Genomic DNA, 26,105 nt, shown 5'->3' with positions numbered 1-26,105 from the left:
AACTGCACGCACTGATTCAGTTAAAAAGTATAGTATTTTGACATTTCCTAATACTACCTTTAAGGGAGGTAGTATAATGCCTAACATAGAAAAATGCCTTGAAGAAAATATCAAAAATATCGAAAATTCTTTTCACCATACTTCTGACCTTATCGTAAGGAAAATGAAGGTGGGCTTCAAAGGTTCAGCCGAAATGGCCGTTGTCTATCTGGACGGGATTATTGATATAGAGCTTATTCAGGAGCATGTGGTCAAGCCTTTATTGGAACCATTCAAGACTGTAGGTATGAAGGAATCACTCATAGATCAAATACTGGGAAGAGTCATTGAATCGGCTGAAGTGAAGACCACTAATCAGTATAAAGAGTTGACCGATGCCATCGTACAGGGGAGTACTGTTTTACTGATAGACGAGTATCAACAAGGGGTCATCATTCCATCTCCTAAGTGGGCGGAAAGAAGTATCGAAGCAACACTAGGAGAACGTACCGCAAGAGGTTCCCAAATTGGATTAACTGAAAAAATGAAAACAAATATCAATCTGATAAGAAGTTCATTAAAAACTCCCGATTTTTGTGTAGATACAATAGAGTTGGGCTCGATTTCCCCAACATCAGTTTCTATCTTATACATAGAAGGTATTGTGGATAAAGGAATATTAAAAGAAGTTAAAAAGAGAATAAAAAGTTTAAGGTTAAAGTATGTCCTCAGTGAAAGAGTACTGGAGGATGTGTTAGAGGGAAAGCCAAGGTCTATTTTTCCACGAATAAGACATTCAGAAAGGATTGACGGAGTGGTCTCTTCCTTATTTGAAGGAAGAGTAGCCGTTATTGTTGATGGCTACCCTTTCGCCATCTTGACACCAGCTCTATTTGTCGAATTTCTTCAGGCACCTGATGAATATCACATCTCATTGGGCAGGCTTACTAGCCGGGCCATGAGAATGTTCGCATTTTTTATGGGAGTATATCTGCCTGCTGTTTATATAGCGATAGCCAATTTTCACAAAGATGATCTGCCAAAAAAGATTTCAGAAGCCATCATTTCTAAGGATGAGCTGTTGCCGACCTTTTGGGAAATGATCATTCTAATATTTTTGATAAGAATACTAGTTGATGTTTCGTTCCGTCTTCCGCAAACGGCAGTGATTTTGGTGTCATTAATTGGAACAATTGTTATTGGAGAAACAGCGGTTACGGCAAAATTAATCCACCCAGTCAGTCTAATCGTGATAGGAATCACAACTCTTTCAAGTTTCTTAGGGGCAAACAGAGGACTGGTAGTAGTTGATAACACTTTAAGAATATTATTTTTGATTATTGCAAATTTTTTTGGTTTTACCGGGTTAATTATAGCTACAACCCTTCAAATAATTTATATGGTGAGCCTAAAATCAGTAGGTGTTCCTTATCTTTCCCCATTAATTCCATTTAAGATGGAGGAATTGAAAGATACATTATATAGAGAAGATTTGCAGAAACTTACCAACAGCAAGCATACCTATACCGAAGAAAATAATTAACATGGTGAAAATAGATGAAGACTCCAAAACGAGCGCTTAATAGTGCTCGTTTTTTCGTGTAAAAAACACTCTATTACTCCGACATTTTTAAATATCCATAAATAATTTAAAGACAGGTGTATATCAAACTTTGTCGAATTATATGGTTATAGCCTTTTAAAGGGGAGATTTATATGGGTTTCCTTAAAACAACAAAAGAATTTATTGATCGTCATTATCAAACTCCTAAAGGAATAATTGGTACATATATAGGTGAAAAAATGGTAAGGCAGCACAAGGTTGAAACGAACTTTTCGTTGGAGCTAATGGATGTTAAAAAGGGTGACAGGATTTTAGAATTGGGGTGCGGTGCAGGATACGCAATCAGATTGATTTCAGAAAAGGGCTTAGCCGAAGAAATAGTAGGGTTGGACCTTTCTCCGACTATGATTCGATCAGCAAGAGTCAGAAATAAAAAGGCAATAAATGAAAAGAGAGTAAAACTGATACAAGCTAATCTCAACATTTTGCCCTTGCAGAATGAAACTTTCAACACGGTCTTCAGTATCCAAACTATTTATTTTTGGACAGATATAGCTGCGACATTATCCGAAATCTTTAGGGTCTTAAAGTCTGAAGGAGTTGTAATCCTTACTTTTTCTGACGGGAAAAATGATGAAGTTTGGGAAGGAATAAAAGGGATTACAGAAAAACATATTATACCTAATATGAAGAATGCAGGATTTAAAGAAGTTTCTTTAGTCAGAGGCCCAGATTCAAGAGGATATCATACTGTTGCGGTTAGGGGAATTAAGTAATAGATTAACTTTATTAGTTTAGTTCACTATTGGGAGCTTATCTGAAACGAGGTAAGCTCCTTTCTTTTATGAAATTATGCATTGAGTTATTTGGTTTAATTTGGAATAATCAGTATTAGTGAGTTACTCGATTTTTATGAACATGGAGGTACTGAATGAAATTTAATCAATCACTCAGCTTGATATTATTATTGGTCGTTGTTTTTTGTTTTTCGTTACCTAGTAAGCAGTTTGCTAGCTGGGCATATTCATTTGTGGTCTATGAAGGAGATATTTATGTAATCAGCGATGAATACGTAACCGAGATTGATAAAGAAATAGGACATGTAACAAAGTATTCGGATAAGGAAGGCACCTATTATGGGAATTTTTCTAATGCCTATAAAAAAGGGACTAAGTATTTTTCCATTAAAGGAGTTAGTACAGATACTGCAATAGCTGTTGAAGACGCTGGTAAATATATAAAGGCTGATTGGGATGGTGAGTATGCCGGAGGAAAATATAATCCTATTCATTTGGTTATAGGTGGAGGGTTAACTATTGTCATACTATCTCTCTTAATTTTAATAGTTAAAAAGAAAGTAACCAGTAGAAACGCTTCTTTTTCAAAAAAGTGAAATTATCCATTGACCTTAAACTAGGTTTAACCTTTATCCTGAAAATGTAAATAGAAAATCAAGGAGTGGTTAGAATGTTCAGATGGGATGGGGGATTTATTATGGTGGATCCCGATAAGTATGAGGAAGGTGTTCAATGGTATCAGGAAGTATTGGGGTGGGAGTGTATGGATCAGATAACCACCTGGGTCGGTCGAAAGAGTTTTATGAAGATGCCAAGAACCGGGATGGTTACGATCAAATCCTTTGAAGGTGATTATGAACACTTGCAATCGCACGAAACTGAAGGGAACGTTAAGCTCGTATTTGTTACATATAATCTTGATGAGACACTACATTATCTATCAGGCCAACAAGTAAAATCATCGGATATCCGTGTATTACCGAATGGTCAAAAGTACTGTGACATCTTTGCCTTTGACCATACGAGGTTGACCTTAGTGGAGGAAGAGAGAAATGGTGACGATAGAGATTACCCGGCTTCAGGAATCATCGGCTTCGGAAGTGTTAATACGATTGTTCATGTAAAGGATCCAAAGTTTTCTGCCGAATGGTATGCAAGGAACCTTGGATTTGAAATCGTCGAGGTGGATGAGGAAATTGGATTTGCCCACATGCGGACCGAGGATGCCTATGACAGAAATGTCCTGAATGAACAATTCTGGGAACATATTTGGTTGGTAAAGAGTACAGATGGCCCTGTAGAAAAGCCGAATGATAATAAAGCCAGGACCTATTATGATATCAGGCCGGAAGATTTCTTTGATGAATACAATAAACTGATTCAAAACGGGATCAAGCCATCGGAAATTGCCGGAGATCCCTTTAAGGGCTGGGCAGGGTTCCATTTTTATGATCAGGATCATAACCGGATTAATGTTTGGTCGTATGTAGCTAGATAAACGAACTAGAGTGGTGGAATATATGGAACTTACCATACAGGAATTTTCAAAAAGGACAGGATTGCCTCCAAGTAAACTAAGATTCTATGATAAAAAGGGGCTGCTGAAGCCCTCCTCCCGTTCGGATAATGGGTACAGGGTTTATTCGATAGAACAGATTCACTTGGCGAAGATGATCGATTCTCTGAGAAAGGCTGATATCGCGATACAGGATATAAGGCACTATACCGAAGCTAGTGAGCATGAGAAGAAAATGATTCTGGATAGTTGGAAAAATGATCTGGATAAAAGGTTGGAATCCCTCCATGCTGCACGGAAGTATGTAGGAGGGATGAAGGCAGAAAACACTCAAACTCTTATGCTATCAAAGTGGGAGAACGAAAAGTTATTTGTATGGCAGAGATTTGAGTCAGAAAGAAGTGCTTACCCTTTTCGAGAGCATTTTTTAGAAGCGAAACGCCTATTAGTGGAACAAGGAATTCCATGTTCAGAGCAGGTATATCTAAGGAACGAGAAGGTTGACGGAGATAAGATCATCGGGGAGGTAGGCTTTGAGGTGAGTTACAGCACCCGATTGAAGAACATTGAAAACATCCGATTTGAAAAGGTTCCTCCCACCCTATTTGCTGTCATGCAGGATTGCCGGGCAGATGATGCCTTTCTTTGCTTTTCCTACATCCAGGTAGTCATCCGCTACGGTTTTCAACCTGCTGGGATAAAAATCGAGAGGTACGCGAGTATAGAATCAGATACCTTCGATTATCTAATTCCATTAGTGAATTAAATCGGTGTGTTATTAAGAAGTCAAAAAATAAAATTGGTAGAGTAGTCTATGCTATTAGAAATAGCCATGCAGTTTGTTCTGTATGGTTATTTTTGTTGGACACCGGCGTGTCAATTCGTCATCGGCATTCTTCTAAAATGGATAAATGCACATAAGTTAAACTAAATAACCCATTTTGGAGGAAAGTATGAAAACAATGGATATCGTCAACGAAAAAATAAGCAAGATGACTAATTATTTGTTAAGCGAACAGTCGGATAACGGAACTTGGAACTTTTGTTTTGAGGGAAACATCATGACAGATGCCTATATGATCATCCTTATCAGAGTTTTAGAGATTAAGGATGAAGAGGGTTTGGTGAAAAGGCTCGTTGAACGGATAAAGGGGAAACAAACAGAAAACGGATACTGGAAAGTGTATGAAGATGAGGCTGATGGAAATCTAAGTGCAACGATAGAGGGCTACTTTTCCTTGCTATACTCTGGCTACGCAGATCGTGAAGAAAGCACTATGCGCATGGCGGAAAATTTTATAAAGAATAAGGGTGGACTGTTACAAAGTGACTGGCTCACCAAAATGATGCTGTCTTTGACTGGTAGAATAGAGTGGCCAAGTATCGTAAAAAGTGTTCCGATTGAAATCATGCTACTGCCTAAATGGTTTCCAATTAATATCTATCATTTAGTAGGGTATGCAAGGGCTCACTGGGTGCCGATTATTATCTGCAGTAACAAGGATGCTTCCTTTCAAACACCGCAGACTCCAAACATATCCTACTTACTTGAAGAGGTCGATGACTCTCGACCTTTAGAGGGAATGGAAATGCTTCAACATTTTGTGACGCATGCAATGGAAAAACTGGCTGACACCCCTGATGTCCTAAGGGAAAAATCCTACTCTCAAGCTGAAAAATACATGATAGATAGAATAGAAGAAAATGGGACCTTAAGTAGCTACTTCAGCTCAAGCTTCTTTATGGTTTTCGCATTTCTTGCACTCGGATACAGCAAAAATCATCCCTATATAATGAATGCCTTTCAAGGGATGAAATCCTATATTTGCACAGCATCTACAGACGGTACTACCTTTGTGCAAAATTCTCCATCAACTGTATGGGATACTGCTTTATTGACAGCCGCATTGTCCAATGCAGGGGTTCCTCTCCAGCACAAATCACTTCAAAAAGCCGGCCATTACATCCTTTCTAGACAGCAACATAAATATGGGGACTGGTCGATAAAGAATCCAGGTATTGAGCCGGGTGGATGGGGCTTTTCCGATATCAACACGTTGATCCCGGATATTGATGACACAACCGCGGCCTTACGGGTAATTACCGCCTTCGCCCAAACGAATGAAAGTTTCCGGGATGCCTGGAACAAAGGGGTGGAGTGGGTTATGTCGATGCAGAATCAAGATGGCGGCTGGTCCGCTTTTGAAAAAAATACAGATAATTACCTTTTACCTTTGATTCCTTTTCGATACGAGGATAGAGTGCTATTTGATCCATCCACCGCGGATTTGACTGGAAGGACCTTAAACTTCCTTGGTGAATATACAACGATACCGCATGACTCAAAGCCGCTTCATCAAGCAAAGGAATGGCTCAAACACAACCAAGAAAAGAACGGCTCCTGGTATGGCCGTTGGGGGATTTGTTATATCTATGGCACTTGGGCAGCCATAACCGGTCTTATAGCGATTGGAGTCCCCTCCACAGAATCCATCATAAGCCGCGCTGTTAATTGGTTGCTCTCCATCCAAAACCCAGATGGAGGATGGGGCGAGTCCTGCGAAAGTGACATACAGAAGCGGTACATTCCTTTGCATCATAGCACACCATCTCAAACTGCCTGGGCACTGGATGCGCTTATCTCTGTGTCGGATCAACCAACGCCTCAAATAGAAAAAGGGATCAGGACACTTACACACTTACTGGAAAAGGACGATTGGACTGCCGTGTATCCGACAGGTGCAGGTATTCCAGGAAGCTACTATATTCACTACCACAGTTATAGGCATATTTGGCCTTTGCAGGCACTTAGCCATTACAGGAATAAATATGGGCGGGAGTAATGATAAGACTAAGAGCAGTAAATGGATATCAACACATTCTGACCAGAATGTGTTTTTTTTGTATTGATTAGAAAAAGATTGAGAATATTTGGTTATTTTGAAATAATTGGATTAAGGGTTGAAATGTTATTGAAAAGCCTAATAGGGAGGTATCCATGAAACGAAATCTTGTATTACTTGTTCTTATCCCTATATTTTTTGTTTGTTGTCAAGCCAGTACGACGCTAAATAGTCTTGAAAGAGTTTCTGTACAAGAGATACAGATCGATTCTCTGCTTGTAGACTGCTCAACTGCATTCGAAAAGCCATTTTGGGCGAGCAACCAGGAAGCCATTATGTATCATTGTGAAGTAACAGTCAGCGAGCAGACCAAACTGACCGATGAGGATGGGAACAATTTAACTCTAGAGAGCTTTCAAGAAAATACAGTAGTAAACGTACTATTCAATAAAGAAACGAAGATAGGAAAAAATGATCAAAGACAAGTGGAAGCAAAGGAAATCATTCTTTTGAAGGACAAGGACAGTTACGTAATCTGGGCTGAAAGAATGGACAATATTCAACTAAGAGAGGCACTCATTACACGACTGGAAAAGGCAGGGATCAGTTATAAATTGGATGACGAAAACAATGTGCTGATAAAAGAAAAGGATGTGACAGCCGCGTCGGCGTGTTGTAGTTAGAATGATGTAAATGAAAATTTTATCGCTTTAGCATGGGGGTATTCGGATGAGATTGAGAGGCTGGCTGATTTCGTTGCTTATTCTGATTGGATGTATGTTTTTATTTGGAGGTCTTTTTTATGAGGGAGACTTTCCAGAAGAACATAAAAAATACCTGGATTCTTATGGCTGGCATATTAGAGCTATGGAAAATGAGGAAATAATTGATTTGAACGATTATTTTCCAGAGACTCTCCAAATGTACAAAGAGGCGGGTTTAGACCTGGAAGAATATAAGAACAAGGAAATAAAAGTAACGAGATACTTGTTGAAGGAAAAACAAAAAAAAGGAGAGAACGCCTCAATCTTTGATGGAAACAACATGTACATTTCCATCTATGAAGTGGAAGGAATCATCATCGGCGGTCACGGTCATCTGGAAGACTGGTCTCCAGGAATATTCTCCTTGGAAGATAAGGAGCGGTTGAGAAGTGATGGGATTTTGTATTAGTCATATGGGAATAAGCAGCCGAAATTAACGGTGCTCAATGAAGGAGAGAATTAGAATGAACAAAAATAGTATATTAGTATTTTGTTTTATTATGATATCTTCACTTCTATTTGCCTGTTCAACAAAGGAAATTATTCGAATTGCCACTCCGATAGATGAGAAGGGAGTGGAAGGGGTAACGTTTTATTCAGAAGTAACAGATCAGGAGAAAATAAGCCAACTAAGGACGGTTGTTGAAAATCTAGAGCGTATAGAAAATCCAAAAAGTGAGAGTGAATTAGCAGATGTTTTTTTCACACTGGATAAACCAGAGGAAAACTACTCTGAAATAGGCGCTTACATATGGTACAAGGATGACGGTACAGCCACCTTGAAACGAAATGAAAATAACTATTATCATGTAACGAAAGAGCAAGTTGATATCTTAAAGGATATTCTGAGCTGAGTTCAAAAAAGTCGGCTATATCATAATTACTGGAGCTAAATGGGGGAATGTGCATGTTTGTTAAGATTTACCAGTATCATATTCAACAGGATAAGGTGAAAGAGTATTTTGAGATTCAGCAAAAAGCTTCAGAAATTTACCTCAAGTACATCACCTCTCAAACAACTTATCTCAATAGCAAAGCGGATCCTACAAAATGGCTGGAGATTTCCAGATACGAGAACGAAGAGGAATACTATAAAAGTATGAAGCTAGTGAATGAAGAAGCAAAGATACAGGAATTATTTAAAGGATTCCAGTCACTTCTTGTTTCGGATAAGAGAGAAATCATGGAAGAGGAGTTTATGCAAAAACAACCAGGATCGTAAAGAAAGAGATCGTATTATAGAAAGGGCGATGGACAATGTATTACGAAAGTGTCAGTTCCGTCATATATACTTTGCTGTTCTGGTGGGTAATTTTCCTCGTATTCCAACGAGTTACGAACCGGTATCCTAAAAGCACTACATGGAAGAAAGACATTATCCTGACTTTTTGCCAAAGTGCAATTGTATTGGCAATTCTTCCGTTTTTAGTTGAGTTTATTAGATCTTGAGCAACATCCATGTGGAGTGGCTATTTTAACTGAGGGCGGTGGTATGGTGAGCAAAGAAAAGGAAACTCCTGAAAGATTAAGAGAGCGTTTAAGACAGGAAGAATTAAAGAAGAGTCCTGGAGGGAATTTTAATGACTCTCTTAACAGGGCGAGCACGGGTGGACTTGTCTGGTGGGAAGCCTAGGTTGGAAGGGCACAGGAATTCTTATAGTACTTTTCATAGTTGGATATGTCATTGCATCATTTCTAATGGATTGAGGGATGAGAGAATGAAGTTGAAAAATCTAACAGTTTTGATATTGCTAGTATTCTCTCTAATAGGATGTAGCAGCAAGTTTGTTAGCGGAAGTCTGATACACGACGAGCAAACCGGTCCAAAAGGTCCCGTGGCAGGTGAAAGAGCAATAGAAATAGCGTATACAGCAAAGGAGTTCGAGCACTTATGGAGCGACTTCAACTTTAATGAGAACCAACCTGATATTGACTTTGATGAATCTGCTATCCTAATTGCTCATACAATGGAAAACTCATGTCCAATGAATATAGAAAGGTTTGAACTAAGTGAAGATGGAACCAAGCTAACCATAGAAACCGCTCCTGATGGAGATGGAGATGGCTGTGATGATATTGGTTTCCTAAAATCATTTGTATTTACAATAGAAAAGTCGAAACTCGAAAAGGTGAAGACCGTTTATTTTGAAGGGGAACCTTTTGACATGTAATTTTAACTAACATGATAAAACACCTAAGGAGGGATTCAATTACATGAAAACCCCGGCACTATTCTATAAAATAAATAAGAATAACGTTACCACAAGCGATTACATCCGCTGGTCCCACCATTTTTTAGAAAATAACATCTCCTCACCGTCACTTTCCATCCTCTCCTCCTTTTCTAATAGGGAAAATATTTTTGAAGTGGAAGCATATTTCAAGAGAGCGTTGGATGAGTTGGTGATAGAAGGACCGTGTTTTTCGGAATGTGTACGGGGTTATATCGGATTTTTGGCAGGAGAAATTATGAAGGCCGATAGCCATGCCCATATTTTTGCCTTGGCAAGGGAGATATTTCTGATTGTGGCAACAGAGCTGGATTATCCGGACGATTTAATGGAATGGTATAAAATCAGCGAAATGATCGATAGACTTCAATATGATGAAGAATCAATGGATGTAGTGGAAGAGGATGTACTTTTCATCATCAGGGAGGAAGCCAAGCGCAGTTCAGGGTATCTATAAATATTTGTATTTATTTCTAGTTTTTGTTAACCTGTTTCTGAATAATCAAATTTTGAAAGATAAGGTATGATTATGACCAATATGACAAGAAGTCAAAGAAGGGGCAGTAATAAGAAGAAATATATCATTCTTTCCCTGATTTTTGTTCCATTGCTTCTAATTGCAGCGGTTTTTACTTATGGATATTTGCAGTACAAAAGCGCATTTGAAAATTCAAAGGATGATTCGATTCTCGATGATGAACCGATCGAGTTCAATCCGGTCGAGGTGACGGAGGAGAAATATAACGTCCTTATGTTGGGGATTGATGCAAGGGGAGAGGAGCAATCCAGGACGGATACGATCATGATTGCCCAGTATGATGAAAAGACAAAGGATACGAAGCTTGTCTCCATCATGCGCGATACCTATGTGGAGATACCGGGTCATGATTCCAATAAAATCAATGCCGCCCATGCTATCGGTGGAGTGGAGTTATTAAGAAAAACAATCGAGCACAATTTTGGTGTCGACCTGCATTACTATGCGATTGTGGACTTCCAAAGCTTTTCTAAGGTCGTGGATGTGGCGTTTCCAGACGGCGTGGAAATCGATGTGGAAAAAGATATGTCAAAAGGAATCGACCATGCACTCACGGCTGGCAAGCAAACATTGAATGGCGCTGAGCTTCTGGATTATGTACGGTTCAGGCAGGATTCGGAAAGTGATTTCGGGAGAGTGCGGAGGCAGCAGGAAGTGCTGAAGGTGTTAAGCAATGAGTTTTCGGAATTGAACACTGTGGTGAAGCTGCCAAAAATAATGGGCACTGCTATGCCATATATCAAAACAAATATGGAAAACTCCCTTCTCATTAAAATTGGACCAAGCGTCCTTTTTGAAAATAAGAGTGAGATGGAGTCACTGAGAATACCAATGGACGGCACATTCACTGATGAGCGATATGACCATGCCGGTCTTGTGCTTGCGACTGATATTGAAACGAACAAGACAGCCATTCAGGAATTTTTGGGTGAATAGAGGCTAGGCAAAGCTTTTAGCCTACGGGTTTGGGGGTGTCAATTTGAATGTAAGTCCAATGGAATATACTTTCCGTGGTTTAAATTATGAAATCAGGTCTGCTACTGAAAAGGATGCCAAGAACTTGTCAGAAGTGAGGCTGCAGATTGATGGAGAAACAGAGAACATGGATCGCGTGCAGGGAGAAGCATATATTGATGAGGCTGGTTTTAAAAAGATCATTAAAGCAGACTCAGAAAAAATAAATAATATCTTTCTGGTAGCCGAGGTAAATGGTAAAATCGCAGGATTTTGCAGATGTGAAGGTAGTATGTTGAAAAGGGCTTCCCATAAGGTAGAATTCGGAGTGTGCGTCCTTAAAGAGTACTGGGGATATAGCATAGGGAAAAGCTTTTTGGCGGAATCAATCAATTGGGCGGACACTAATGGAATTGAAAAAATGGCATTAAGTGTTCTCGAAATAAATGAAAAGGCTGTAACCCTTTATAAACGATTCGGTTTTGAAGTGGAAGGCATTTTGAAGAAAGATAAATTGCTCTCTGACGGCAAGTTTTACAATACTCTTTTGATGGCTAGGTTCAGGGAAGAGTAGAATAGACACCATCCTGCTTCCCGTTAAAAAAATACCACATTTCCTAAAATCAAAAAAAGCTGTATCCATCCATGATATTGGAGGATGCAGCTTTTTTTGTCCCCATTTATATAGGAATAAAGACACTATTAAAATTCAGATGACTATGAAAAAAGGATAAATCTTTCTTCGTTTTTGCCCCATCCTTATTTTTTCAGGTAAAAAGTTCAGGTTGAATAAGATTGAAATAACCCAAGATACGACGGGCATTTTCCGTGCTAGAATAACTTTTGAAACGCACTTATTTTAATTTTCTGAAAGATGATAAGAACAAGGAGGACAAGCCGTTTGCCAATCTAAAGATTAAGTGCAATGTTTCATATTCTTCGAATGGAAAATAAGGGGATGACTGATAATGTATCGAACCATGAAAAAAGCAGTACTCACAGTTTTTGCTATCATTCTACTATTCTCACCAATAAGCCAAGGTTTGCCTGCACATGCAACAACTAATCAGGTTGATGCAGTGAAGATTCTTTCCGACTTAACCACATCAGAGAGGGAGGCACTTCATGTTCTCCAAACCTCGGAACAAACAGGTTTGCATCTCGACCCATCGATTGATCTATCACAGAATCAACATGTTGATGTAATTGTACAGTTTAACGAATTGCCTGCTGCATCCGCAGTTACTTTAAGCAAAGCAGAAGGGAAATCGCTAACGCTTTCCGAAGCGAAAAAGAAGGTCGATACGGCCCATGCCAATTTCAAAAAGGACGTAGAAGCAATAAGGAATATAGCAAAAAGCAAATCTCTCCATCTAGTTGTCAACCATGAATTCAAACATGCTTTCAATGGCGTTTCCATGACTTTGCCAGCAGATCAGGTAGAATCCCTACTTGAATCAAAAGAAGTGAAGACTATCTGGAGTGATAAGAAAGTACAAGTCATTACTCCGATTGTAAATGATGAGAAGAAGGAACAATTGGTTGTTTCTCCTGCTGTAGATGTCCAAGCTCTTCATGAAGAAGGCTTCACAGGAGAAGGGGTTAAAGTGGCAGTGATTGATACGGGAATTGATTATCATCATCCGGACCTGAAGGATGCTTACAAAGGCGGATTTGATTTTGTCGATAATGATGAGGATCCGATGGAAACCACCTATGAAGACTGGAAACAATCAGGTCGTGCGGAAGTTATGTCAGGCAATACGTATTATACTGCACACGGGACACATGTAGCAGGAATCATTGCAGGTCAAGGGAAAAATGAAAGTGAATATGCCGTGACAGGAATCTCCCCTGACGTGGAACTATATGGGTATCGAGTACTTGGTCCTTATGGAACAGGGATGGGAAGCCACATTATAGCGGCTGTTGATCGTTCGGTACAAGACGGAATGGATATAATAAACCTTTCGCTAGGTGCAAGTATAAACGATCCATTCTACCCGACGTCCATTGCTGTAAACAATGCTGTTCTAGCTGGTGTTACTTCTGTAGTGGCTGCAGGAAACTCAGGCAGTGAAATGCGTACGCTTGGTTCACCAGGTACTGCGTCATTGGGGCTGACAGTCGGGGCGAACAATACCTCCATCACAGTGCCTACTTTTGACGGAGTGGTGGGAGATTCACAAGTTGATTTACGCGCGATGGCTTTAAACATCATGGCGCCGATCCAGAACCTTGAAGGAGAAACGCTTTCGATTATTGATGTAGGGCTGGGTCAACCAGCTGACTATACGGGAAAACAAGTAGAAGGAAAAGCCGTTCTTATTTCAAGGGGAGTTACATCGTTTGATCAAAAAATAACCCTGGCAAAAAATAAAGGGGCTCAAGCAATCCTCATCTATAACAATATGGAGGAACAAGGACACATCCCGCACTATCTGGGGGAAACAGTGACCTACATCCCGACCTTCTCTCTTACAAAGGTAGATGGCGAAATGTTAAAAGGAAGGCTTGCTAATGAAGAATTATCGATAACTTTCAACAATTTGGACGAGCACAGCATGGATGGAGGGAATTTAACGGATTTCAGTTCTCGCGGACCATCCAGGCTGCACTATGAAATCAAGCCTGAAGTTACTGCACCCGGTGAGCAGATTCTCTCAACCATACCAGCTTATATGAACGGAAAAGATCATTTGAATAATTACGACATCGCGTACAAGCGTTATTCCGGGACATCCATGGCATCTCCTTACGCTGCCGGTCTAGCAGCTCTATTATTGGATAAGAACAGTGAATATACACCAGAACAAATCAAAACGATTTTAATGAATACAGCCGATCCGCTGAACAAGCAATATAGTGTGTTTGAAGCGGGAAGCGGACAAGTTAATCCTTTAAAAGCTTTGAATAATGAAGTGGAAATGATGGTAGATAATCCTGCTGTTACTTTCATGAACGGGGAAAAAGTCGAGGTTCGCTCCAAATCTGGTGCGTTAAATTTCGGACCGGTGTTGTTAGAAGGGGAGAATCGTAGCGTAGAGCGTGCAGTATCTATCGCCAATAATGGAAACAGACCAAAAACCTTTGAAGTAACATCAGAGTTTCAAGTAGGAATCAGAGGTTCAAATGATGCTGCAGAAAATGGGGTAGCATTACAAATGGCTAAAGTGGTCACGGTTCCTATGAAGCAATCAAGGGTCACCAATATGGGGATAAGCGTTCCAGCACATGCACAACCAGGAACCTATGAAGGATTTATAACGCTTACGAATAAAAAGGATACTTCGGAAGCTTACAGAATTCCTTTCGCAGTAGTGGTTGTGGAAAAAGGGATGCACTACATGAAAACAAATCCAAAAGCCATCACCAAAAATTTTGAATTTTATCACCCATTCGTTCCTTCCGCCACAGGAGTTTCATTCAGCATCAAATCCGCAATGGAGACACTGGACTTTATCCTGTTAGACGGGAAAACCGGCGAGGAGCTTGGGTTCTTGGGGCAAATGAATGCTCGGGGAATATATGAGGATACAGATTACTACGTTGGCGGTGTTTTTGATGGAAGGTACTACCCTTTTACCGGAAATCCGGAAAATCCGATCGCTTCTGAGTGGGTGAATGTCAAACGTGGACCAGGACATTATAAAGTGAAATTGATCTCCACAGATATGGAAGGCATCACATATGAGCTTGTCGACCATACCTTCATTGACTTTACAGGGCCATCGTTCCAGACAGAAACAGAAGAAGGGTTCATAGAATATCAAAAGGGAATGACCTCCTATACCATTAAAGGAAGTCTGATAGATCAAACCTATGAATCTTATAAAGCATTAGGTGTAGACATTGATCAATCACAGAATTTTATTATGGAAAAATATAATAGTCAAATCTATTCAAGCGGTTTTTATGTCAATGCCGATGGAAGTTTTGAATACAATATGCCTATCAATCCTTCTCTTAAGAGTGCAAATGTGGAGCTCTATGGATATAACTCTGCTGGAGTAGGTGGAGATTACAAATTTTACACACTGGTGGAAGAAGGTACTCCTTACCTATATGGCTCACTGGATAACAAGTATGTTAAAGGTGGGGACACTGTAAAGATGACCCTGACTGCCAATAATGTTTCTGAAGCGAAGAAATGGAATGCCCTTTTTAATTTTAATAAAAATTCTATTGAAGTATTGGATGCAAAGGTACTTATTGAAGATAGCACGGTAAAAATAAGTACAAGTTCCGTCAATTCCTCTACTGACAGATTAGGTGTGGAAGTTGAAGTAGGTAATGGAAGTATGTCAGGTGATGAAGCTATTGCAGAAATTACCCTGAAAGTAAAAGATGACACATATGGTTTATATGCTCATTTCAGTAATTCCCAAGCAAGCTACCTGAACGCGGAGGGGCAATCCATCACCATGCCATCAAGTTATGCACCGCTTCGTATTACGCCAATCTATTCCAAGATTTCAGGGAGTATTAATCCGCCAAAGGCACTTCAAAGAGAAGGCAGACCTGGATGGAGGCCTGGGTTGAATGCTTCCAACATTGGTGCAGAAGTCTATGTTTTAGATCATAAAGGAACACATCATGATGCCACAATCAGAACGACTAGCCAGCTTTACGTGGAAAAGCTGCCTGTGACATTAGAAGAAATGCAGCTGGTGGCAAAATTACCTGGTCACTTTACGTATACCAGGTCATTCAATGTAGGGTTTCCAGATGACCAGGGGAATGTCATTGCACAATGGAATTCGGAATTGAACGTTGTGGAAATGACACCGGGTGATGTGAATGATGACGGAGTAATTGACATTTATGATGCACTGTTAATCGAAGAGCATTGGGGTACCAACTATCGTTCTGCAGATATTAACTTTGATCAATCTGTGAACGGAACGGACATGCAGTATGTAGTGGACAACTACTTGTTAGTAAACAAAACTGCTGTCAATCCACCTGAGCCGACGGATGTTCATAATGGAAGAACGTTAGAAGATATCCTAGCGAGCCTGAATGTGAACTAAAGGAATCTATAACACGTGAGTAAGGAGCAGGCCTCTCGGAATGGGATGCCTGCTTCTTTATCATTCAACACAATTATTCTTCGCAAGTCGAAAGATTTCCGTTGCAAAATTCGTGAAGCCCCTCTAAACTAGGTACAAATACAATGAGAAAAAGAGGTCGCTTCCATGAATCAATCATCAAATAAAGAGCTCGGTCTAGGGATTGCGTTTGCAGCATTATCCTATATGTTATGGGGGATCCTCCCGTTAATCTGGAAATTGGTAGATGATGTACCGGCAAGTGAGATTTTGGCGCACCGGGTTGTATGGTCGCTATTATTCATGTTAGTGATATTACTCTTGCTAAGAAAGTTTTCGAGCTTTTTCATGGAACTCAAGGCACTTGTAAGGAATCGGAAGAGATTTATCGGTGTTGCCTGTGCATCCGTGTTCATCAGCATCAACTGGGGACTGTACATATGGGCCGTAAATGAGGATCGCATCATTGAGGCGAGCTTGGGGTATTACATCAATCCGCTAGTGAGCATTCTTTTGGCTGTCATCGTGCTAAAAGAAAAACTGTCTGTTCTGCAGACTCTTTCTATTATCCTAGCGGGAATAGGTGTACTGGTATTGACTGTGAACTTCGGATCGTTTCCATGGGTTGCCATCATGCTTGCCGTCAGCTTCGCTTTTTACGGCTTGATCAAAAAGATGGTCCAGCTTGGAGCATTAGTCGGCTTGGCCATTGAGACGCTGCTTATCACCCCTTTTGCCCTGATGTTTTTAACTGTTGTTCATGTAAATGGCGGGGGAGCTTTAGGAGAAAGTGTAAGTGTCACGTTCTTGCTACTCGGAGCCGGCGTGGTGACAGCCATTCCGTTGCTGCTTTTTGCTAGCGGGGCAAGGCGCATCCCACTTTCCATGATCGGACTGCTGCAATACATCGCACCGACCATCAAACTGATCATTGGTGTCTATCTATTCCATGAACCATTCACTGCTGTGCACCTCGTTGCGTTTACATGTATCTGGCTTGCGTTGGTTTTATATACTTTGACATTGACGAAGGGTCTGCGTATGAAAAGGGCTGTTTTGTCGAGAAAGAGTGCTTAATGGAACATCGGCTTAAGGAAAGTGAAAGGAAAATCGAAGGATAAATAGAAGGTTATTTTAAATTCTTTTCAAGATTGTTTACTCTAAACTCTAACTTTGCTTCTTTTTCGATTAATAGATCTGTATCAAATTTGAAAGAATCCAATCTTTCATTTGTTCCTTTGAGTCTTACGTCTATTCTTTGCATGTCTTTTCTGTATTCTAGTCTAAATGCAGCAAAATCTTGCTCGAGTCTTGTTTGACCCTGTTGTAAACTCTCTTGACTTTGCTGTAGACTAGCTAGACCTTGCTGAAGACTAACTTGACTTTGCTGTAGACTAGCTAGACCTTGCTGAAGACTAACTTGGTTTTGCTGTAAACTAGTTTGGCCTTCCTTTAAACGGCTAATATCAGTTTTAATTTCAATACCGTCTGTTTTTAAATTCGAAACGTCTGTTTTTAAAATCGAAACATCTGTTTTTAAAACCGAAACATCTGTTTTTAAAACCGAAACATCTGTTTTTAAAACCGAAACATCTGCTTTTAAATCATGCACATCTGTTTTCAATTCATTAATCCCTTGCAGGATTTGTTTCAGCAATTCATTTTCCATACTAACCATCCTTTCCTATAAATTTTAATCAATAATATCATATCACATCAAGTTGATAAAAAGGTAAAATATAGAATTTCGTTAAAGGAATTTAGCGTCTTTAAGATATCTTTAATATGTACGAGATAACAGGAAAAGATAATAAAGATAATATTGAAAAGAGAATTGTAAAATTATATGCCATAAATTAGTTTGAGGTTAGCGGAATAATACCAATAAAGGGGCAAGAGTATGAAAAACTTCCTTTCAATAATAGCGGTCGGGTTATTAATACTTTTAATCGGATGTTCCATCGATGAGCAGGGTACTGACGAAGAAGGACTACTCGTTGACAATGTCTCACATACCTCGGTTGATTGGGCGGATGTGGTGGTTTGGAATGATGTGAAATATCAGCTCGATGATGAAAAGACAGCTGAGATTACAGAGAATGATCTGGGTGAGGAGCTTGGGACCATCACTTTTACAGTAATCGAAAGTAAGGAAAGCAATAATCCCGAATACCAGTTGAAAAATGGGGAAGCTACAATAGCAAGAAAAGGGTCGATCATATACTCCATTAAAAAACTGGACGAAGAAAAATATATCTTTGTGCAGGATCGGGTATATAGGGCGCATTGACATTTCACACCATTAAATTTACGCTGATGATAAAAGAAAAGATGATTGCGTTGATCCAAAGGGTTGACGCTTTTTTATATGGAGCGTGTATTCTATGGGGATAAAAGCCGCTTTGTTCGACCTGGATGGGACACTTCTGAATAGAGAGAAATCAGTGGACTTGTTCATTGACAGACAATATGACCGCTTATTCGAATGGGTGGGTCATATCGAAAAAGAAAGGTATATGCACAGATTCATAGAATTGGATAGCCGCGGGTATGTTTGGAAGGATAAGGTGTACCAGCAGTTGGTGGTGGAATTTGGGATAAAGATGGCTTGGGAAGATCTGCTGGAGGATTACATCCAAGAGTTTAAGAACCACTGTGTTCCTTTTCTCCATCTGATAAATATGTTGGATGAATTGAAAAGCAACAATCTCCTTCTCGGGATCATCACAAATGGTTATGGGCAGTTTCAGATGGAAAACGTGAAGGCGTTGGGAATCGAAACGTATATGGACCTTATTTTAGTATCCGAATGGGAAGGATTAAAGAAGCCAGATCCGCAAATATTCCAACGCGCACTAAAGAAACTTCACCTTTCACCCGATGAAGCAGTATTTATCGGAGATCACCCTGAGAACGATGTGAAAGCTGCTCAAAAGATTGGAATGAAAGGTATTTGGAAAAGGGACAATTTACGGCACGATATTGAAGCGGATTTTAGCGTGGACGATCTGGCGGAGATACCATTCATCATTAAAGAATTAAATAAAAAAAATTGATTTATTTGTTAGATGCAATTGACTTTTGATACTGTAACTATTAAAATTACAGTAAGAGAAGGTTATCATTCACCATGGTAACTTAATTTTTATACCAAACTGTAATTTTTTTTATTTCATTTTATAAATTTTACTGGGAGTGTGTAAATATATGGTCATTTTATATACTACGCCAAGCTGTACTTCTTGCCGAAAAGCAAAAGCATGGCTGGAAGAACATCATATCGATTACGTGGAAAGAAACATATTATCCGATCCGCTTACGATCGATGAAATTAAATCAATTCTGCGAATGACAGAAGACGGTACGGATGAGATTATTTCAACCAAATCAAAAACATTTCAGAAGTTGAATGTGAATATCGAAGCTCTACCGCTTAAAGAATTATATGAGTTGATCAAGAACAATCCGCAAATGCTGCGCAGACCGATCATCCAGGATGAAAAGAGATTGCAGGTTGGCTACAACGAGGAAGAAATTCGCAGTTTCCTCCCGCGTAAGCTTCGTACATTTGTCAGCATAAAACCGGATGGAACACTGAAAAACGTGGTCAATAATTAGGGAACAGGACTAACCAAGATCATGACCACTTTTCTTGACACGATTTTTAGTAGCATATAATCTTATAAAATACAGTATAGTTTTCATTTCTTAGGAGGCAGGTCATGAACAGTGATTTTACCCTTGCCGTTCACAGTTTAACTCTTCTGGCACTTCAGCCGGACCGGATGTCAACCAGTGATGCCATCGCTGAGAGTGCAGGAGTCCATCCAGTACGCATTCGTAAAGTGCTAAGCTTGTTAAAAAAACATGGAATCATCAAATCAAAAGAAGGCACTGGTGGAGGGTTTATCTTTGCATTGGAATTATGTGACGTAAACCTCTTTGACATATATAACATTACTTCAGAAGGCGCGCTTCAGCCGAAATGCCCTGAATCAAACGAGCGGTGCATTGTCGGTGCAAATATGCATAAAGTCTTGTTCTCCATATTCATAGGTGCTGAAAAATACCTTGGGGAATATTTAAAGGACTATACAATCAAGGAAATAGTCAATCTTGTCAATGAAGAACAAAGCGGCTGTTAAAATAAGTGTGCTTTTTCTTATTTTAAATGTAATAAAAAAAGTTACAGAATCCACAATTTAGAGAAGGTGAATATGATGTTGTCTAATAATGCTTCCATCATAAAAACAGGTGATTGGATTAAGGGAGAATCACGCGACGGAGAATTGGTGATCGGTTACATCGAATCACCGCTTTTTGACGGGGCAGTGAACGTCACCGTTGTTAACAGTGACAATAAAGAAACCGTTGGAAAAACCATTCAAATGTTAAGCAAACGTGTAAAAAAACTGCCGGATTCTATGGTGACTAACAGAGAACAAATCCTCTTCCAAATTGACTTGGCTTTGTCTACAGGGGATGAAGAATGGTTTCTTGAGCTATCTTCCAAGTTGAACTCCATGCGCCAGTTGGCTGAGGGAGTTCATTTAACTAAATAGAATAATTAGCAGGGAGCGTTAATCCATAAAGGGTTAACGCTCTTTTTGTTGAATCTTATTAAAAGATGGTCACGGCAATCGATTAAGGGTAAAGGAGGGAAGGCTAATAAAATGAATGAATTAAAACTAATTGAAGCATACAAAAACGAACTGCAAAACTATTCCTTGGAACAACTGAGGCATATTTCGTTAGAAGGAGTTTGGTCAATCGGTCAAATGTACGACCATCTTATTCTCGTTGCCCAAGAGTACCTCGATAATATGGAGGCTTGTGCAGCAACAGAGGAAGAACAACCGCTCGGAAAAACGGAATTTGGAAAGCGCCTTTTTGAAAATGGAGGATTCCCACCGATCAAAATTAAACTCCCGGACGAACTGAATGAACCGCCGAATAATTCAGATTCAATAGAAAAGCTTATGAGTAGGATCGACGAGGTCATGCAGAGGATGGAACGGTCGAAAACTAAATTAGATGACGTTAACCCGAACAATAAAGTGCAACATGGTGGATTCGGCTGGCTCAATGCTCGGGAATGGTACGCTCTCGTTGGTATGCATTTTCGCCATCACCTGCGGCAGAAGGAAGAATTAGTGGAGAAACTACGGTTACAAGGAGTAAATGAAGCGTAAAATTTACTTAGGATTGTTCGTTTTAATAGTGAAATGCAATAATGTGGCCAATAGGCTATGAGAAGAGGCATTCAGAAGTGTTAAACCCGGCAAAAATGGCGGGTTTTTTACTTTGTGTGGAAGAGGAAATTCCTATATCAATGAAAATTTTGATATATCAACGATTCTGTAGGCGATATCAATGAGAATTTCCATATATCAATGAAAATCTAATTTTATCAATGAAAACAGGGCGGATATTGATAAAACGCATTATTCGACAAAACCCGCCAACCCTCCCATCACGTGCAGTCTCAAAAAATTAGGTTCCGCAAAGGAAATATATGTTAGAATTGTGTTATACACCCTTTTTATACCAAAGCGACGAAAATAATCATAGGAAAAAGGAGAAACAGAATGAATTCTTTGTACAAAAAAACAATTACCTTCCTGCTCTGCTTTCTGGTTCTCCTCATCCCTCAAGCTAATGCCGCCTTATATGAAGATATTCCTTTCGAAACAATGGTTGAGCAGGCAGACCTGATAATTGTCGGGAAAATTAACGGCGCTTTCGAAGAACGAACGCAAAAAGTGGAAGAAACTGAAGTCGAAGAAGATATCTATTTAGGTTTTACTGATTGGAAGATTGATGTTACCTCCTACTTGAAAGGCGAGTCCGAAGGTGATTCAGTGCTGGTGACCACCCCAGGAATTAAAGGGGAAAGCGCTGATTCAGAAGCAGAATTCCGCTACCGTTCATCTGACTATCTATTGGATGAGATGATTCAGTCAATGGAAGAGGAACTAAATACCGAAGTCGAGGATATCTTGTTTTTCCTTGAGGAGCGTGACGGTTATTTTCATCCCATCACTCCTAAAGCGATTATTCCTCTGAATATCATCTATTGGGAAGAGAACCTTAATCCCGATGTTGTGAATATGGACGAAATTTCCCCCGAAGTTTTGGGGGAAATGGAATATCTGCAAGACTATTTGAAGAAAAACCCGAACTACTCTTCCACAAGCAAAGGGCAAACCTGGTATCCCTATGCTGCTTCAATCCTACCCCTTGGATTACTTGTTTGGTATTTTAAGAGGAAAAGAGGGAAGCAGCAAATTTAAATGTTATCGAAAGCGACCCTATAAACACACCTATTAGGAGAAAAAAATGAACATAAGAAAACTTAAACAAAATGAACAACCTCCCATGGAATTATTGCTTTTGGCCGATCCTTCAGAAGCGATCGTGAAAGACTACTTAACAAGGGGAGATTGCTATGTTGCTGAACTTGAAGAACGGATTATTGGTGTTTATGTTCTTCTGCCAACCCGGCCTGAAACGGTTGAGTTGGTAAATGTAGCAGTAACTGAAGCACATCATGGCAATGGGGTAGGAAGGCATCTGGTTCTGGATGCGGTTGCGGCAGCCAGATCCAAAGGATACAAAACAATCGAAATTGGCACTGGGAATTCAAGTATCGGACAGTTAGCCCTTTATCAAAAATGTGGATTCCGGATTGTGGGTGTCGACCAGGACTTCTTCATCAAGCACTATCCCGATGCCATCTATGAAAACGGGATCCAGTGCAGGGATATGGTTCGGCTGGTTCAAGACTTATAAGTGTAAAATTCTATTCAAAAAAGGAGAAATGTAAAATGCGTTTATCACTTTTAGGAATTTCAATTATTCTATTCGGTATTGCACTCATTTTGACATCAAGCGGCTCAGCTACCACATTTGGACTTGGTATTTCATTTTTTGGATTAGTTGTTTCATTTGTCGGATGCTTTGGTAGTGAGTTTAATAAAGTAAAGCCAGTTTCAAACAAATAATTGATAGTATAACTGGTTGCAGAAGGCGGTCTATAAAAGTGGTTGAATACAGCAGGAAGTCCCTACACAAACAGGAGGAATTTGATGAAACCCAATGAAAATATGTTCCCAACCGGAAGGGAACACCTAGTACCTATCGGAGAATTCCTTTTATACGCAAAGCTTTATGGAGAAAAAACTAACAACCCGTCAGTCATCATGGATGCAGGATATGGGGACTATTCAAAAGCGTGGGATACCATAATTTCAGAAATATCCAAGTCAACACAGGTTCTCGTATATGATAGAGCGGGACTAGGCAAAAGCACAAAAAGCCCCAACCCTAGAACAAGTTTACATATGGTAGGAGAGTTGAAGGAGATGTTAACAAAACTCGATTTCAAGCCTCCGTATATCCTGGTCGGCCATTCCTTCGGCGGAGTGAACGTCCGGATTTTTGCCGAGCATTTTCCTGAAGAGGTTGCAGGAATGGTCCTTGTGGATTCCACCCCGGAGGATTACCGGGAGCGGTTTCTTCCAACCATGTCCGAGGAGTTCCAATCAGCATACAACCAACAATTCATCCATGAAGGAAATTATGATGAGTTTATGGAAAGCTTGAAACAGCTTAAAGAATGCAATACAAGATTAGAGGTTCCTGTCATGGTATTGGCTGCTGGGAAGAAAGCTCATTATTCGAAGGAATCCCAGGAATTATGGAATGCCATGCAGAAGGAACTAGTAGACATTTCTACAAATGGTGAGCTTGTGATGGCGGAACATAGTGCCCATTATATACAGAATGATGAGCCTGATATAGTAATACATGCTATTAAGAGATTGTTAGACGGTCGCTAATTGGCAGAAGGTTTGTAGTAATGGATGATGTGGACTCATTCTTATCGGACCTAATTCTTGCTGGAGAGAAATAAATAGTACAGACGGGAGGGTGAGAAACTTGTCAGCACTAGTGGCTTATCCATTACTTGTAATAGTAGGATTATTAATATTGATCCTTGCTACCACAAGTAAAATTTCAGGGATGAAGTTTATGTTAATGGGAATCAGCATTATATTAGTGGGTGGAGTTTTAATAATAGATGAAAACACTAGATTGGCTGGATTTGAATATTTTATGTTGTTTACTGGATTGATCTTTGGGGTTATTGGTTTTATAAGAGAGAACTAATAATATATAGATTACAAAAGTATTACAAATATAACAGTGATGAATAGATTTGAAAATTGCTGACGTCTTCTTACGCTCGTAAATTACTTTCAATTCACTCAAACTTGATATACATACTTATAAGTATCCTTCCAGGTAAAAATATGAATGGTAAGCAAGCAAACCTCTGTGAAGGCTCAATTACCTGTACATCGGACAGTGCAATTTCCTCTTTATAATCTATCTTTAACCCACCTGTAACCTTAGAAGTTCAAGTTATTGGTACAATATTACATATAAAGTTATTTTATGAAAAGGGGTTATTTTATGGAGAAAGCTATTTTGAATAATGAGGATCTGTACAGCATGCTGGACGAGTTTCTTAGGGATTCGAAGTCTTTTTGGGAGGGCTTTTATGAAGACAGAAGCATGGACATCCCGTTTTTTAAAATCCAGGGAGCTGACGAAAATCTAGTATCCTATTACGAAAATGGCTTTTTGCCCGAGCGGGTGCTGGAGCTTGGCTGTGGACCTGGCAGAAATGCCATCTATATGACCAAGATGGGCAGCAGGGTGGATGCATTGGATATTTCAGAAAATGCAATTGGCTGGGCAAAGGAGCGGGCGGAGGCGGAAGGAGTGGCCATCAACTTCCATTGTGCATCCGTTTTTGATTTTGAATATGAACCGAATTCCTATGATTTCATCTACGATTGCGGCTTGCTTCATCACTTGCCACCACATCGCCGTCTTGCTTACTTAAAAATCGTGAAGCATGCCTTAAAGAAAGACGGCCACTTCGGCATCGTTTGCTTCAACACAAAAGGGGCACCAGAGACACCTGATTGGGACATATACACGGAAAAGAGCATGAAAGGTGGAATCGGGTACACGGAGGAAAGATTAAAAGAGATTTTCTCCAACGATTTCCAAGTAATCGAGTTCAGGGAAATGAAGAAAATGGATCAGGACAGCGGAAGGTTCGGTGAGGATTTTCTTTGGACAGGTTTGATGCAGGTGAAATGAGATAGCTGTCAATGGAGTTTATCTGTAAAAGGTAGGCTTCTTTTTTATAGAATAAAAGATTGAGTAAAAGTTGAATATTTGGAATAATTGGTAGTGTTGAATAGATTGATTTCAAAATGGAGGCTGTAAAATGACGTATAACATCTGGAAAGGAAGTTTGGTCCGCTTGCGGCCAATCCAACCATCAGATTGGGAGAAGTTTCATAAAGATGGTTCGGATTCTGAGATTGCAAGATTAAATGATGTAATATATGGTCCTAGAACGGAAGAGGGAACTCGTCAATGGACAGAAGCGGAATCGGAGAAAGGCTGGGATGGCCACCATTTCCGGCTTGCCATTGAGAACTTTGACGGGGAATTAGTCGGGAGTATTTCTACAGATAAATGTGATCCGCGGCACGGAACCTTCAGCTATGGAGTCAGTGTATTTAGGGAGTATTGGAAAAAAGGCTATGCGAGCGATGCGGTAAGGATTGTTATAAGATATTTCTTTGATGAATTGCGTTATCAGAAAGTGAACGCGAATGTGTACAGTTTTAATGAAGGTTCCATCCGACTTCATAAAAACCTGGGTTTTACAGAGGAAGGTCGACTGCGCAGCATGGTTTATACGAATGGGCACTATCACGATATGCTGGTTTTCGGGTTGTTGAAAGATGAATTTGCGAGAACTAGGCTAAACGAAGAATAA

The 26,105-nt window shown here is 39.8% G+C and carries 30 protein-coding genes and 1 pseudogene; 30 read left to right on the top strand and 1 reads right to left on the bottom strand.

From position 1 onward, the window contains the following. Positions 1-76: 76 nt before the first annotated feature. From JOC95_RS07460 to rarD, 17 genes and pseudogenes are all read left to right on the top strand, one after another. Complete coding sequence (locus JOC95_RS07460; RefSeq protein ID WP_204414859.1) at positions 77-1,522, top strand: spore germination protein; 1,446 nt, start codon at positions 77-79, stop codon at positions 1,520-1,522. 173 nt (positions 1,523-1,695) lie between these two features. Next, positions 1,696-2,319 carry a class I SAM-dependent methyltransferase gene (locus JOC95_RS07455; protein WP_204414857.1) on the top strand — a complete coding sequence of 208 codons (624 nt, stop codon included), beginning with the start codon at positions 1,696-1,698 and terminating at the stop codon, positions 2,317-2,319. A 155-nt stretch (positions 2,320-2,474) separates the two neighbouring features. Beyond that, positions 2,475-2,936 (top strand): hypothetical protein, encoded by a 462-nt coding sequence (locus JOC95_RS07450; RefSeq protein ID WP_204414855.1) that lies wholly within the window; start codon positions 2,475-2,477, stop codon positions 2,934-2,936. A gap of 74 nt (positions 2,937-3,010) precedes the next feature. Continuing rightward, positions 3,011-3,838, top strand: coding sequence for a VOC family protein (locus JOC95_RS07445; RefSeq protein ID WP_204414854.1), 828 nt, complete (start codon positions 3,011-3,013; stop codon positions 3,836-3,838). Between the two features lie 22 nt (positions 3,839-3,860). Then, the gene (locus tag JOC95_RS07440; RefSeq protein WP_204414853.1) at positions 3,861-4,622 is read left to right on the top strand and encodes a helix-turn-helix domain-containing protein; all 762 of its coding nucleotides are present in this window, start codon (positions 3,861-3,863) and stop codon (positions 4,620-4,622) included. 187 nt (positions 4,623-4,809) lie between these two features. Next, positions 4,810-6,699, top strand: a complete 1,890-nt coding sequence (gene shc, locus JOC95_RS07435) for a squalene--hopene cyclase (protein ID WP_204414852.1) — start codon at positions 4,810-4,812, stop codon at positions 6,697-6,699. 155 nt (positions 6,700-6,854) lie between these two features. Further along, the gene (locus tag JOC95_RS07430; protein ID WP_204414851.1) at positions 6,855-7,382 is read left to right on the top strand and encodes a hypothetical protein; all 528 of its coding nucleotides are present in this window, start codon (positions 6,855-6,857) and stop codon (positions 7,380-7,382) included. 46 nt (positions 7,383-7,428) lie between these two features. Next, a complete protein-coding gene (locus JOC95_RS07425; protein WP_204414850.1) occupies positions 7,429-7,872 on the top strand; it encodes a DUF4830 domain-containing protein in 444 nt (147 codons plus the stop codon). A gap of 55 nt (positions 7,873-7,927) precedes the next feature. After that, a complete protein-coding gene (locus tag JOC95_RS07420) occupies positions 7,928-8,317 on the top strand; it encodes a hypothetical protein (RefSeq protein WP_204414849.1) in 390 nt (129 codons plus the stop codon). Positions 8,318-8,370: 53 nt separating this feature from the next. Continuing rightward, on the top strand, positions 8,371-8,685 hold the full coding sequence (locus JOC95_RS07415; protein ID WP_204414847.1) for a hypothetical protein: 315 nt from the start codon (positions 8,371-8,373) through the stop codon (positions 8,683-8,685). Between the two features lie 270 nt (positions 8,686-8,955). Beyond that, positions 8,956-9,170, top strand: a pseudogene (locus JOC95_RS07410) (DUF6366 family protein). An 11-nt stretch (positions 9,171-9,181) separates the two neighbouring features. Beyond that, positions 9,182-9,634, top strand: coding sequence for a hypothetical protein (locus JOC95_RS07405; protein WP_204414845.1), 453 nt, complete (start codon positions 9,182-9,184; stop codon positions 9,632-9,634). A 43-nt stretch (positions 9,635-9,677) separates the two neighbouring features. Further along, positions 9,678-10,151, top strand: coding sequence for a hypothetical protein (locus tag JOC95_RS07400; protein ID WP_204414843.1), 474 nt, complete (start codon positions 9,678-9,680; stop codon positions 10,149-10,151). Between the two features lie 72 nt (positions 10,152-10,223). Continuing rightward, positions 10,224-11,168: an LCP family protein gene (locus tag JOC95_RS07395; protein WP_239582773.1), complete on the top strand. Its 945-nt coding sequence runs from the start codon at positions 10,224-10,226 to the stop codon at positions 11,166-11,168. 43 nt (positions 11,169-11,211) lie between these two features. Further along, positions 11,212-11,760, top strand: coding sequence for a GNAT family N-acetyltransferase (locus JOC95_RS07390; RefSeq protein WP_419096229.1), 549 nt, complete (start codon positions 11,212-11,214; stop codon positions 11,758-11,760). A 394-nt stretch (positions 11,761-12,154) separates the two neighbouring features. Beyond that, on the top strand, positions 12,155-16,219 hold the full coding sequence (locus tag JOC95_RS07385; RefSeq protein WP_204414839.1) for a S8 family serine peptidase: 4,065 nt from the start codon (positions 12,155-12,157) through the stop codon (positions 16,217-16,219). A 165-nt stretch (positions 16,220-16,384) separates the two neighbouring features. Next, entirely contained in the window at positions 16,385-17,314 is a 930-nt protein-coding gene (gene rarD / locus JOC95_RS07380) for an EamA family transporter RarD (RefSeq protein WP_204414837.1), read from the top strand. Between the two features lie 52 nt (positions 17,315-17,366). Here rarD and JOC95_RS07375 read toward each other — a convergent pair whose 3' ends face one another. Continuing rightward, positions 17,367-17,906, bottom strand: a complete 540-nt coding sequence (locus tag JOC95_RS07375; RefSeq protein ID WP_204414835.1) for a hypothetical protein — start codon at positions 17,904-17,906, stop codon at positions 17,367-17,369. A 231-nt stretch (positions 17,907-18,137) separates the two neighbouring features. On the opposite strand from JOC95_RS07375, the gene JOC95_RS07370 reads away from it, so the two are divergent. From JOC95_RS07370 to JOC95_RS07310, 13 genes are all read left to right on the top strand, one after another. Further along, positions 18,138-18,527, top strand: coding sequence for a hypothetical protein (locus JOC95_RS07370; protein ID WP_204414833.1), 390 nt, complete (start codon positions 18,138-18,140; stop codon positions 18,525-18,527). Positions 18,528-18,621: 94 nt separating this feature from the next. Then, complete coding sequence (locus JOC95_RS07365) at positions 18,622-19,293, top strand: HAD family hydrolase (RefSeq protein ID WP_204414831.1); 672 nt, start codon at positions 18,622-18,624, stop codon at positions 19,291-19,293. 151 nt (positions 19,294-19,444) lie between these two features. Beyond that, complete coding sequence (spxA, locus tag JOC95_RS07360) at positions 19,445-19,855, top strand: transcriptional regulator SpxA (protein ID WP_204414829.1); 411 nt, start codon at positions 19,445-19,447, stop codon at positions 19,853-19,855. 104 nt (positions 19,856-19,959) lie between these two features. Beyond that, the gene (locus JOC95_RS07355) at positions 19,960-20,382 is read left to right on the top strand and encodes an RrF2 family transcriptional regulator (RefSeq protein WP_204414827.1); all 423 of its coding nucleotides are present in this window, start codon (positions 19,960-19,962) and stop codon (positions 20,380-20,382) included. A 75-nt stretch (positions 20,383-20,457) separates the two neighbouring features. After that, positions 20,458-20,799: an IDEAL domain-containing protein gene (locus JOC95_RS07350; protein ID WP_204415504.1), complete on the top strand. Its 342-nt coding sequence runs from the start codon at positions 20,458-20,460 to the stop codon at positions 20,797-20,799. Between the two features lie 111 nt (positions 20,800-20,910). After that, entirely contained in the window at positions 20,911-21,429 is a 519-nt protein-coding gene (locus JOC95_RS07345) for a DinB family protein (RefSeq protein ID WP_204414825.1), read from the top strand. A gap of 396 nt (positions 21,430-21,825) precedes the next feature. Beyond that, entirely contained in the window at positions 21,826-22,530 is a 705-nt protein-coding gene (locus JOC95_RS07340) for a hypothetical protein (RefSeq protein ID WP_204414823.1), read from the top strand. Between the two features lie 46 nt (positions 22,531-22,576). Then, positions 22,577-23,029: a GNAT family N-acetyltransferase gene (locus JOC95_RS07335; RefSeq protein ID WP_204414822.1), complete on the top strand. Its 453-nt coding sequence runs from the start codon at positions 22,577-22,579 to the stop codon at positions 23,027-23,029. A gap of 35 nt (positions 23,030-23,064) precedes the next feature. Beyond that, positions 23,065-23,241 carry a hypothetical protein gene (locus tag JOC95_RS07330; RefSeq protein ID WP_204414821.1) on the top strand — a complete coding sequence of 59 codons (177 nt, stop codon included), beginning with the start codon at positions 23,065-23,067 and terminating at the stop codon, positions 23,239-23,241. Between the two features lie 102 nt (positions 23,242-23,343). Further along, entirely contained in the window at positions 23,344-24,078 is a 735-nt protein-coding gene (locus tag JOC95_RS07325) for an alpha/beta fold hydrolase (RefSeq protein ID WP_204415501.1), read from the top strand. Between the two features lie 100 nt (positions 24,079-24,178). Then, positions 24,179-24,409, top strand: coding sequence for a hypothetical protein (locus JOC95_RS07320; RefSeq protein ID WP_204414820.1), 231 nt, complete (start codon positions 24,179-24,181; stop codon positions 24,407-24,409). Between the two features lie 306 nt (positions 24,410-24,715). Next, positions 24,716-25,414, top strand: coding sequence for a methyltransferase domain-containing protein (locus JOC95_RS07315; RefSeq protein ID WP_204414819.1), 699 nt, complete (start codon positions 24,716-24,718; stop codon positions 25,412-25,414). Between the two features lie 130 nt (positions 25,415-25,544). Then, positions 25,545-26,105 carry a GNAT family N-acetyltransferase gene (locus tag JOC95_RS07310; protein WP_204414818.1) on the top strand — a complete coding sequence of 187 codons (561 nt, stop codon included), beginning with the start codon at positions 25,545-25,547 and terminating at the stop codon, positions 26,103-26,105.

Source organism: Sutcliffiella tianshenii, assembly GCF_016908565.1.
Lineage (GTDB): Bacteria > Bacillota > Bacilli > Bacillales > Bacillaceae_I > Sutcliffiella_A > Sutcliffiella_A tianshenii.
The sequence above is the reverse complement of the archived record's forward strand: the minus strand, read 5'-3'. Positions and strand labels throughout refer to the sequence as shown.

What these genes read in the sequence shown, in the direction of transcription:
- JOC95_RS07460 (WP_204414859.1), top strand. Translation starts at nt 77, where the DNA reads ATGCCTAACATAGAAAAATGCCTTGAAGAAAATATCAAAAATATCGAA.
- JOC95_RS07455 (WP_204414857.1), top strand. Translation starts at nt 1,696, where the DNA reads ATGGGTTTCCTTAAAACAACAAAAGAATTTATTGATCGTCATTATCAA.
- JOC95_RS07450 (WP_204414855.1), top strand. Translation starts at nt 2,475, where the DNA reads ATGAAATTTAATCAATCACTCAGCTTGATATTATTATTGGTCGTTGTT.
- JOC95_RS07445 (WP_204414854.1), top strand. Translation starts at nt 3,011, where the DNA reads ATGTTCAGATGGGATGGGGGATTTATTATGGTGGATCCCGATAAGTAT.
- JOC95_RS07440 (WP_204414853.1), top strand. Translation starts at nt 3,861, where the DNA reads ATGGAACTTACCATACAGGAATTTTCAAAAAGGACAGGATTGCCTCCA.
- shc (WP_204414852.1), top strand. Translation starts at nt 4,810, where the DNA reads ATGAAAACAATGGATATCGTCAACGAAAAAATAAGCAAGATGACTAAT.
- JOC95_RS07430 (WP_204414851.1), top strand. Translation starts at nt 6,855, where the DNA reads ATGAAACGAAATCTTGTATTACTTGTTCTTATCCCTATATTTTTTGTT.
- JOC95_RS07425 (WP_204414850.1), top strand. Translation starts at nt 7,429, where the DNA reads ATGAGATTGAGAGGCTGGCTGATTTCGTTGCTTATTCTGATTGGATGT.
- JOC95_RS07420 (WP_204414849.1), top strand. Translation starts at nt 7,928, where the DNA reads ATGAACAAAAATAGTATATTAGTATTTTGTTTTATTATGATATCTTCA.
- JOC95_RS07415 (WP_204414847.1), top strand. Translation starts at nt 8,371, where the DNA reads ATGTTTGTTAAGATTTACCAGTATCATATTCAACAGGATAAGGTGAAA.
- JOC95_RS07405 (WP_204414845.1), top strand. Translation starts at nt 9,182, where the DNA reads ATGAAGTTGAAAAATCTAACAGTTTTGATATTGCTAGTATTCTCTCTA.
- JOC95_RS07400 (WP_204414843.1), top strand. Translation starts at nt 9,678, where the DNA reads ATGAAAACCCCGGCACTATTCTATAAAATAAATAAGAATAACGTTACC.
- JOC95_RS07395 (WP_239582773.1), top strand. Translation starts at nt 10,224, where the DNA reads ATGACCAATATGACAAGAAGTCAAAGAAGGGGCAGTAATAAGAAGAAA.
- JOC95_RS07385 (WP_204414839.1), top strand. Translation starts at nt 12,155, where the DNA reads ATGTATCGAACCATGAAAAAAGCAGTACTCACAGTTTTTGCTATCATT.
- rarD (WP_204414837.1), top strand. Translation starts at nt 16,385, where the DNA reads ATGAATCAATCATCAAATAAAGAGCTCGGTCTAGGGATTGCGTTTGCA.
- JOC95_RS07375 (WP_204414835.1), bottom strand. Translation starts at nt 17,906, where the DNA reads ATGGAAAATGAATTGCTGAAACAAATCCTGCAAGGGATTAATGAATTG.
- JOC95_RS07370 (WP_204414833.1), top strand. Translation starts at nt 18,138, where the DNA reads ATGAAAAACTTCCTTTCAATAATAGCGGTCGGGTTATTAATACTTTTA.
- JOC95_RS07365 (WP_204414831.1), top strand. Translation starts at nt 18,622, where the DNA reads ATGGGGATAAAAGCCGCTTTGTTCGACCTGGATGGGACACTTCTGAAT.
- spxA (WP_204414829.1), top strand. Translation starts at nt 19,445, where the DNA reads ATGGTCATTTTATATACTACGCCAAGCTGTACTTCTTGCCGAAAAGCA.
- JOC95_RS07355 (WP_204414827.1), top strand. Translation starts at nt 19,960, where the DNA reads ATGAACAGTGATTTTACCCTTGCCGTTCACAGTTTAACTCTTCTGGCA.
- JOC95_RS07350 (WP_204415504.1), top strand. Translation starts at nt 20,458, where the DNA reads ATGTTGTCTAATAATGCTTCCATCATAAAAACAGGTGATTGGATTAAG.
- JOC95_RS07345 (WP_204414825.1), top strand. Translation starts at nt 20,911, where the DNA reads ATGAATGAATTAAAACTAATTGAAGCATACAAAAACGAACTGCAAAAC.
- JOC95_RS07340 (WP_204414823.1), top strand. Translation starts at nt 21,826, where the DNA reads ATGAATTCTTTGTACAAAAAAACAATTACCTTCCTGCTCTGCTTTCTG.
- JOC95_RS07335 (WP_204414822.1), top strand. Translation starts at nt 22,577, where the DNA reads ATGAACATAAGAAAACTTAAACAAAATGAACAACCTCCCATGGAATTA.
- JOC95_RS07330 (WP_204414821.1), top strand. Translation starts at nt 23,065, where the DNA reads ATGCGTTTATCACTTTTAGGAATTTCAATTATTCTATTCGGTATTGCA.
- JOC95_RS07325 (WP_204415501.1), top strand. Translation starts at nt 23,344, where the DNA reads ATGTTCCCAACCGGAAGGGAACACCTAGTACCTATCGGAGAATTCCTT.
- JOC95_RS07315 (WP_204414819.1), top strand. Translation starts at nt 24,716, where the DNA reads ATGGAGAAAGCTATTTTGAATAATGAGGATCTGTACAGCATGCTGGAC.
- JOC95_RS07310 (WP_204414818.1), top strand. Translation starts at nt 25,545, where the DNA reads ATGACGTATAACATCTGGAAAGGAAGTTTGGTCCGCTTGCGGCCAATC.